Here is a 9,581-nt window from a genome sequence, read left to right as displayed (position 1 = left end):
TGAACTGACCCCCAATAGTTGGACATTTTAGTTAGGCGGCTTGTAAGGCCTGGATTCGATACTCTATCGGAGTCAGGCCTTTTAATTTGACCTTTATCCTTTTTTTATTGTAATACTCGATATATTCGTCGAGCTTTTCTATCAGTTCATCGGCATCTTTGAAGTTTTGCCTATGATACATTTCTGTTTTTAATAATCCAAAAAAGTTTTCAGCTACTGCATTATCTAAGCAATTCCCTTTTCTGGACATACTTTGTGTAAGCCCACAATCTGCAAGCTGTTTTTGGTATGCTTTGTGCCGATACTGCCAGCCTTGATCGCTATGTACGATGGGTTTTGAGTTCTTGCTCAAATTATCGAGAGCATCTTTCAACATATCTGTGACTAATGGTAAACGAGCATTTTTAGCGATCTTATAAGCGATTACTTCTTGGGTAAATAGGTCAACAACTGGTGACAAATAGACTCTCTGATCTTTAACCTTAAATTCAGTTACATCGGTTACCCATTTTTCATCTGGTCTTGTTGCTTTAAAGTCTCGCTTAAGAACATTAGGTGCTGTTTTCCCTACACCTCCCTTATAAGAGCTGTATTTTTTGGGTCTTACTGTCGATTTTAAGTTTAATTGCGACATCAGTCTTTGTACCGTCTTATGGTTTAGCATAACTCCTTGCCTTCTAAGCGCTAGGTGAATACGACGATAGCCATAACGGCCTTTATGCTCATGGTAAATCGTCTTAATAAGATCTAATTCAAGACTATAAGCATCCATTTTTTTGCCTGCGTTAACTTGATAATAAAACACACTCTTTGCCAAGTGAGTGGCTTGAAGGAGGTGCTTCAAAGCATGCTTATCTTTGAGAGCTAAAACAACTAACGCTTTTTCTTTATTTGACGGCGTTTTGTCTGTTCCAGCTCTTCCAACTTTTTTAAAACAGCATTCTCTGCTCGTAGATAAGCAAGCTCTTCTTTTAGTTCTTCAAGTGTCATTTCATTATTTGGCTTTGCAGGAGTATTTGGTTGTGGTTTCATAGGAGGTCTCCCGAGTGAGGAACATTCAAGTCCTCTAAGCCCAGCCTCATTATATGTTTTTAGCCATACAGAAAGAGAGCCGGGTGAAGACAAATTTAATACAGCACTAGTGTGAGTGAGCGACCAGTCATTTGTCCACATTAATTTTAATGCTTGAAGTTTTGTTTTTGCATTACAACCATGAGAAGTAGGTAAGAATGCGTTTGTCCCATGAATTGCGAAAACCGAAGTCCAATATCGAATCTGTCGAGAGGATATTGTAAATTCATTTGCTAGTTTCCTAGATGACTTACCACCTAGGCATTCTTTTGCGATGATGAGTTTTAACTCACGACTATATTTGGACATAAAAAAAGACCCTCAGTAATTGGTTGTCCAACTATTTGGGGTCAGTTCACACTACGCAACGGGCTTTTTATTGTTCTCAGAATCAATAAAATTAATATGACTGAATCGTCAGATAACCGCTTGCTCTGCAAATAACTGTTGTGCTTTTAATTGCCATAATGGCGACAACTCACAGTAAAATAATAAGTTCTCTTGATATTCAGAATACACAAGAAGCCTTGTATCAACTTCTTCACTAGAATTTTTCAAACTCTGTAAAGAGTAAAACAACCCCTTATAACCAACTTCAGTTTCAACATTCACCACCTTTATTAAATTTTGTAAAGACTGTAGATAAGTTAATTGTTGATAACCTTCATCATATTCATCGGAAGTTAGTGAAAAAGACGTAACATCCCCTACTCCAGAAGATTGCTGTAGCTGCCGTTCAGGTAAAATTAAGGAATTTTTTGCGCGTATTACATATTGTTGAAAGATAGTGGCTTCTGCCATAGGTAATGCGCTAAAAAATAAAGCTAAACGCTCACTATTTAAAAAGTAAGCTATTTGAGTCTGCTCATCTGACAAATAGAAACGTGTTAATGGTAAACACTTATCTGCTAATAGATCCTCTATGGGCACATTTTGCTCCGCCATTAATTGTCGAGTCTTTGTAGAAGCAACTTTTAAAAGATAAACAGTGTCGTTAATATTTTTATTAATGATTACATTATCTTGATAACTTAAACCACTGAATAATGTCATCAAATATTGTGATTTTTTTAATAAAATACTCATCGCATACCTTTTATAAAAATTAACTTAAAAAACCCATACCTCGACACGCCTATTTTTACTGCGACCGATGACCGTTTTTGTTGAAGCGATAGGCAATTGTGAACCAAACCCTTCCACCGCAGTAATATTTAAGCCTCGAGCTTGTAACTCTCGCTCTACTATTTGGGCACGCTTTAACGATAACTGATATTGCTTATTTTGCTCTTCAGAGGGATCGGAAAAACCCATCAAAACCACCCTAAGGCCAGCATGCTTTCGTATGTATTCAACGACCCTCAATAAATCCTCTTTACCTTTACTATCTAATTGATTACTGCCCTGTTGAAAGCGAAAATTCAAGGAAAGGCGCTGTGCTATCTCACCATAATCATTATAAATTTGCGGCGCTTGTTTATTAGGGTAAATACCTTGTAATTGAATATTTTGAGAAACGAGACCTACCTGCTCAACAATTTCTTGCCCCGCTGCCGAAGTCACAAAATGTGTAAAACGTTTAATAAACTCACTGCTAGAAGCAGGAACATACAGATACAAACGTCTGCTTAAAGGATAATCCTCTGTACTCACCGTAAATTGTGTTGGATAAATAGGCGGGGAAGTAACAGATGCAGCTATCGATATTGCCTTACTGTTATTAATATAGGGTAATCCTATAAAACCAATACCGGCCTTATCCTTTGCAATTGAGTCAGACAGTTCACTACTAGATTGATAACGACTCGCATTTGGCGATAAGGTATGATCCCCGTCACTAAAGACTAAACTTTTAAAACTATCCCAGGTACCTGAATTTGTATCTCGCGCATAAACATTAATACTTAAGTCCTCGCCGCCTAACTGCTTCCAGTTATTAATTCCACCTGAAAAAATTTTTGCTAACTGTAATAATGTAAGAGAGTTAAGTGGGTTGTTCTTATTTATAATGATAGCAACGCCATCTAGACTAATGATCACTTCGCTACCTGCTAAACCAAGGTTGCCATACTGCGCCTTTAATAATGCCACTTCGCTGTCTTTAATTTTTCGCGATGAAATGGCCAAATCGGCAACCCCATTTGCTAAGTCTGTAAATGCAGTAGATGATCCGTGAGCTTGCAGTTCAATCTCATAGGCTTGGTTGTTATGAGTATATTGTAATTGACGTTCCACCGCTGAATGCCCCTTTAACCAACGCATTTCAGAGACCCCCATTGTTTTTAAATAGGCAGTTAATAAAGCAGGTGCAAGGTGCTCCCCTATGGTATTTGAGCCATGTAAACGCATAGTCAACATCGCATTATCAACTGGTAATTGAATAGTTTTCGCTAACTCAACAAAAGGCGATGCTTCAGCTAATAAGCTATCTGAAATATTTGGGGAATAATGTTGAATTGAATTAGGCTCTGCCGAAACAGTTACTTGCAGTATATTTGTCTGTAATAAAACGATAAAGATAAATATGATACTCGCCAACAGTAAAATAACGAAAGAAGATTTATTAAGTGTATGCTCTCTTATCGTATTAGCGTGTTTAATACGCTGGTTATTGAGTTTAACTGTTGTTTCTTGCTTACTCACATTCCCAGTTGCTGGCTCAATATACACAGCTGTTTGCTGCAATGATTTTACTTGTGCCGTAACTTGCTCATTACCTAAGCTAAGTAATTCATCAAAAACATTTAACCTATACACAGTATCATGTACCAATTTATCAATCGGCAACTGAATATCAAAGGCTCGACTCAGGGTTGCCTTGAGTTTGATCAGTTTATTTTTAAAGTCCACATTCAATGTGAATGACGTTTTATTATTGACTGACATTTGCACTTCCCCTAGCGCTTTACTTACCAAGCATGGTATAGATCCAGCATGACAATCATGTGACGCTTTAAAACCCTGAAGCGAGCAAACACTATTTAACAGTGGTTGTAGTTTATAAAGAGGAATACAGCGATATAAAAATAGATAGGTTTAAAAGTAGACAGATAAAAATAAAAAATTATAAAAAATAGACGAGTATAAAAAAGGCTACTAAATTGTAGCCTCAATGATTAAACGCACATTCAAATATTACCTAAAATAATACTTAGAATATTAGTTAGGGTATTAGTTAGAATGCAACATGCTGTTTAATTCTACTGCACTTTTATTAACTAGACATTCAATTTGACCTGTCGTTGAATTACGACGGAATAATAAGTCATCTTTATTTGCTAAATCACGTGCTTTAACAAATCCAGCGTCATTACCTTCGTTATCTAACATTTTAACTTTAGAGCCCGCTGTAACGTATAAACCAGATTCAATAGTACAACGGTTACCCAGTGGGAAGCCTAAGCCAGCATTAGCACCTAATAAGCTATTTTCGCCAATAGCGACAACCATTTTACCACCGCCAGACAGTGTACCCATAATAGAAGCGCCACCACCGATGTCACTTCCTTCACCAACCATAACACCCGCTGAAATACGACCTTCAACCATGCTAACACCCGCTGTACCAGCATTGAAGTTAATGAAACCTTCATGCATGACTGTTGTACCTTCACCAACGTGAGCACCTAAACGAACACGTGAAGTATCAGCAATACGTACGCCCGCTGGCACCACGTAATCAACCATTTTAGGGAATTTATCAACACAATCTACAATGATCGTTTTGCCTTTTAAGCGCGCTTTCATTTGACGTTCTTTAAGTTCAGGTAAGTCGATAGCACCTTTGTTTGTCCATGCGATATTGTGTAATAAACCAAAGATACCGTCTAACACTACGCCGTGCGGTTTAACTAAACGATGCGAGATAAGTTGCAGTTTTAAGTAACCTTCAGCGACACTCTGTGGTGCTTCGTCAGTGGCTAAAATAACTAACACTAATGTTTGTTTTGATTTAGCTGCAGCAACTGCAAAATCTGCATTATCAGCATCGTCTTCACCATTAAAAGCGGCAGCCAGTTGCTCAGCAACAGCTGGTTTAATTTCGATAACTTGATTGCCACCTTCATAACCAGCAATTGCACCAATAGTTGCAACTAGATCTTCGTTTGGATTTAAAATTGGGTTTGGAAAAAATGCTTCAATGATTTTTTGGTCACGGTTTTTAGTCGCAGTACCAAACGCAAGTGAAAATGTAGACATGTATTGAGCTCCGATTTAAGGTCTATTCGGTGAAACACCGTAATTGATTACTAAAATAATAAATAGGCAATAATAGAGAAGCACCACGACAGATGCAAAATTAAAATGTTATATGAGTAAATTAATTAGTCTAGCATCGCTTTATGTGACTACTTTTTATAAAAACCTTTTGCAGACAGGAAGACAAAGAGAGAAGGAATCCTCGAGAATTGTTCGGTTAATAATTGATGACAGGTTGATTATTGATTATTCATGACTGATGATTAATAGAATAGATTTATTGCAGCTCCTACAATATGCTCTCTGGCTTATAAGCCAATTTTTCTCTTTAGTTTTTTCGGCTTTTGTTTAACATAAGAAAAAATACGACAACAACAATACTTGCTTAATCCTAGCAATATCTCAAGGCATAACATCATCAACACAGCTACCACGACTCCCACTAAAATAGCCTGTTGATTAAGTATAATATTAGCTTGATAGCCAAACCAAGCCTCTTTAACAATAGGCTGTTTTATTTGTTGGCTTAATGACCACAGTCGATACCATATTGGCTGGTCAAGAATATCTATTTGTTGCTGTAATTGTTGTACACGTAAATAATGTGATTCAATTAACAGGGCTTCATCTTTGAATACTCGCACATCACTACTTTTATGTTGTGCAATAAGTGCTTGCAAGTCACCTTGAAAATATTGATCCGCTAATGACTGAAACTTACCCAGTTGCATTTTTGCCTCAGCAAAATGGCCCTGCAAACGTAATTCGTATTGCTGTAAAAAATTCGGTAACTGTAAACCTAATAATAAGCTAATAGTAAATACTAGCTGTAAACTATAGCGTTTTATTACCGATAGCATGTTATTTAAAACCTCGGCTACTTCGCAGTACTTCATAGGCTTTTTGAATATCTTGCGTTTTCTCTTTAGCTAATTCCATCATTTCTTCCGGCAGCCCCTTTGAAGCTAGTTTATCAGGATGGTTTTGACTCATTAACTTACGATAAGCTCGTTTCACTTCTTTATCCGTAGCGGTACTTTCAACCCCTAAGACTTGATAAGCATCATCTTCAACTTCCGCTTTATTGTATTGCTGACCACCCTGCTTACCTTGATGGAAGTGTTGCTGCCCCTGAATCATTTGAATCAAGCGGTCTAGTTCAAAACGAGAGAAGTTTAAATTTTCAGCAATGGTATACAGCAAGGCTTTTTCGTTATCATCAATCACACCATCTGAGTAAGCGACTTGAACTTGAATGGCCAAAAACATTTGCAGTACATTCCGCTCGCCGTGCAATTTACGAACAAATTCTTGCAATGTTTCTACTAGTGCAAAGTCAGCACTTTTACCATTATTGAAGGCATGTTGAGCTTGCGATCTTGCATCACCGTGCAAATTCATTTGGTCCATATAGGCATTAGCGACTTGAATATCGGTTTGAGTGACTTGCCCCTTTGCTTTGGCAACGTGTCCCATCACCGAAAAAGCAGTCTCAAAAAATGCTTTTTGTTTATCCGCACTGTTGGTTCGCCCACCTAACATGCCATCACGCATATTAAAGTTACGCCCTACGGCCACATCAAAACGATGCCCTAACCAAACGCCTAACAGCAGGCCAAAGAAATGACCAAACATAAATCCAAAAAAACCACCTAATAACTTGCCCCATATGCGCATAATTAATCATTACCTTTAAAATTAAGAAAATATTGAATTTTTCTATTATTTTGACTAACTATGTGAAGATTTACCAATTATTTGTAATAAATAGCCAAAATACTCGTGTATTAGCCAATCAAAGATTGGAGACAGCAAAAGATTACTTTATTATAAGGGGTTATATTGTTGTTTCTGCTTAGCGTCTCCTTTTTCTTTCTAAGCCCTTGTAGTGAGTTATTAATGTTAAAACTAATCCCCTTATTATTTGTCTTATCTCCAGTTGCTAGTGCGGTTGCACAGGAAATTGAAAATAAAAACACTTCTGGAACGCAAAGTAATACAGATAGTAGTGTTAGCACCAAGAGCAATGCAACAACTAAGATTGCCAGCTTAGAAGAAAAATCAGCGCCACGTGACGTACAAGTATTCTTTAAGCAGTGTTATAGCCAAGTCCCTCCGGTAACAACTCGTAATAGCAATCTTGATAAAAACCAAATTCCAATCAGCATCAATGCCAATTCATTACGAGGTATTAATGGCGAAATTATTTATCAAGGTGATGTCAACGTGGTTCAAGGCGAAAAGAGTCTAGATGCAGACCGATTAATTTATAACCGCAATACTGAGCAAGCAAATGCAATAGGCAATGCGCGCTACGTCGATGGGCAAATCACCCTGTTAGCCGACCAAATCGATACTAATTTTAAAACTGATGAAGCCTCGTTATTACAAACCCAGTATCAATTCCATGGTCAGTCGGGTCGTGGTAATGCAGATCGTGTGTATGATAATGGCCAAGGTTTTTATGAGTTAAATTCGTCTAGTTACACAGCGTGTCCACCGGGAGATATTACTTGGAGCATCGACTCATCGACCCTATACATTGATAAAGAAAATGATATGGGCACAGCTTATAATGCTGTATTAAGAATAAAAGATGTACCTGTTTTTTACTTCCCTTATATCAGCTACCCTTTATCCGACACACGAAAGACCGGGCTTTTATTTCCAAAATATGAGTTTTCATCAGTTAATGGTTTTTCTTACAGCCAGCCTTTGTACCTGAATTTAACATCCAATCAAGACGCAACGATCACACCGACTTATATGGAAAACCGGGGTCTATTAGTTGCTACTGAATATCGTTATATGTTTGATATTGGTTCAGGTCAGATTCAAGCTGAATATCTTGGCGACGATAGAATACGTGAAGACGATGATGGCGATTTAATTGGAGAGCGCTATTTATTTCATTTTGAGCATCACGTGAATCTTTCCCAAGATTGGGCGTTTACTGCAGATTACAACAAAGTCAGTGATGATTATTATTTCACCGATATTGATACCGAGTACGGTACCAGTACAGATAACCAATTATTACAAACTGCTAAATTAAGTTATACAAAAAGTAATTGGAATAGTGAACTGGAAGTACGCGATTTCCAAATATTAGGCGATGACGATACACCACACATTGTATTACCTAAATTAGCCATAAGTGCTTACCAACCGCTCAACTGGAAAAGCCTACAATTTGATTGGTACTCAGAAGTCACGCGCTTTGAACACAGTGACAGTGATGTATATACCGGTACGCGTATTCATGCTGAACCAAAGTTATCTTTACCACTTTATTACGATTCTCTGTTTATCAATACTGAACTAAAGTACATGCTTAGCGTCTATCAACAGGACTTAGATAACGCAACAAAATACAGTTGGTATGATGAATTAGATGAATCTGTTGTGCGCTACCTTCCGTCATTTAAAATACATTCAGGTATCAACTTAGAACGCGACTTTTCAGTCTTTGGTAATAGTTACCGACAAACATTAGTACCGCAAATGCAGTATTTATATGTGCCATACCAAAATCAATCAGATATTGGTTTATACGATACAACAACATTACAACAGGATTATTACGGCTTATTTCGAGATAATCGTTATTCTGGTTATGACCGTATTGCCGAAGCAAACCAGATCACTGTGGGTGTTTCAAGTAGCTTCTTAAATGAACAAGGTGAAGAAAAATTACGCTTTGCTATTGGGCAAAATTATTATTTATCGAAATCTCGTACCGTATTACCAACCGATGACGATGATGACAGCCAATCTGTGAGCCGTTCTTCAATTATTGCTGAGTTTGATGTTAACTTTGAAAATGATTATTTCCTTCATGCAGGGATAGAGTGGGACAGTGATGAAAACCTTCTTAAACGTGCTAATACTACGCTTGAGAAACGTTGGGCTTACAATACTTTTATGCAGTTAAGCTACCGTTATTATAAAGAAGATGAAGATGCGGAGTGGGATGAAATTGTTAACCAAGTTGGCAGTAAAGTAAACTGGTCAATCAACACGCAATGGTCAGCCTATGCAAGTTATTATTATGATCTTGAATTTGAAAATAGTTATGAAAGTATCATAGGTATCAAGTATCAATCTTGTTGTTGGGCTCTTGGTTTAAGCTACGATAAACATATGCAATCTTATTATGGAACAGAATCTGATTTTAACGATGATATGGAAACAGAGAACAGCATCAACTTAACAATTGAATTAATGGGGTTAGGTGGTGTCGGTTATTCAGATAGTGAAGATGGTTTATTCGACTACGGTCGTCCATTTTATTTAAAGTAATGGGTAAA

The 9,581-nt window shown here is 37.3% G+C and carries 7 protein-coding genes and 1 pseudogene; 1 reads left to right on the top strand and 7 read right to left on the bottom strand.

Annotated elements, in window-relative coordinates:
- Positions 1–31 precede the first annotated feature (31 nt).
- The 7 genes and pseudogenes from GQR44_RS12240 to djlA form a co-directional block, all read right to left on the bottom strand.
- Positions 32–874, bottom strand: a pseudogene (locus GQR44_RS12240) (IS3 family transposase); the annotation flags it as partial.
- Positions 874–1,380 carry a helix-turn-helix domain-containing protein gene (locus GQR44_RS12235; RefSeq protein WP_166370789.1) on the bottom strand — a complete coding sequence of 169 codons (507 nt, stop codon included), beginning with the start codon at positions 1,378–1,380 and terminating at the stop codon, positions 874–876. The pseudogene GQR44_RS12240 and the gene GQR44_RS12235, both read right to left, overlap by 1 nt.
- A gap of 108 nt (positions 1,381–1,488) precedes the next feature.
- Positions 1,489–2,157, bottom strand: a complete 669-nt coding sequence (locus tag GQR44_RS12230) for a hypothetical protein (protein ID WP_166372051.1) — start codon at positions 2,155–2,157, stop codon at positions 1,489–1,491.
- 24 nt (positions 2,158–2,181) lie between these two features.
- The gene (locus GQR44_RS12225; protein WP_166372050.1) at positions 2,182–3,957 is read right to left on the bottom strand and encodes a phosphate ABC transporter substrate-binding/OmpA family protein; all 1,776 of its coding nucleotides are present in this window, start codon (positions 3,955–3,957) and stop codon (positions 2,182–2,184) included.
- Positions 3,958–4,242: 285 nt separating this feature from the next.
- Positions 4,243–5,271 carry a 2,3,4,5-tetrahydropyridine-2,6-dicarboxylate N-succinyltransferase gene (gene dapD / locus GQR44_RS12220; RefSeq protein ID WP_166372049.1) on the bottom strand — a complete coding sequence of 343 codons (1,029 nt, stop codon included), beginning with the start codon at positions 5,269–5,271 and terminating at the stop codon, positions 4,243–4,245.
- Positions 5,272–5,579: 308 nt separating this feature from the next.
- The gene (locus tag GQR44_RS12215) at positions 5,580–6,131 is read right to left on the bottom strand and encodes a DUF2937 family protein (RefSeq protein ID WP_166372048.1); all 552 of its coding nucleotides are present in this window, start codon (positions 6,129–6,131) and stop codon (positions 5,580–5,582) included.
- A gap of 1 nt (position 6,132) precedes the next feature.
- Entirely contained in the window at positions 6,133–6,948 is an 816-nt protein-coding gene (gene djlA / locus GQR44_RS12210; protein WP_166372047.1) for a co-chaperone DjlA, read from the bottom strand.
- 222 nt (positions 6,949–7,170) lie between these two features.
- Here djlA and lptD point away from each other — a divergent pair, with 222 nt between their 5' ends.
- Positions 7,171–9,573 (top strand): LPS assembly protein LptD, encoded by a 2,403-nt coding sequence (lptD, locus tag GQR44_RS12205; protein ID WP_166372046.1) that lies wholly within the window; start codon positions 7,171–7,173, stop codon positions 9,571–9,573.
- Positions 9,574–9,581 lie beyond the last annotated feature (8 nt).

The organism is Psychromonas sp. SA13A, assembly GCF_011378715.1.
Classification (GTDB): domain Bacteria; phylum Pseudomonadota; class Gammaproteobacteria; order Enterobacterales; family Psychromonadaceae; genus Psychromonas.
This window is presented reverse-complemented; position numbering and strand designations above follow the sequence as displayed.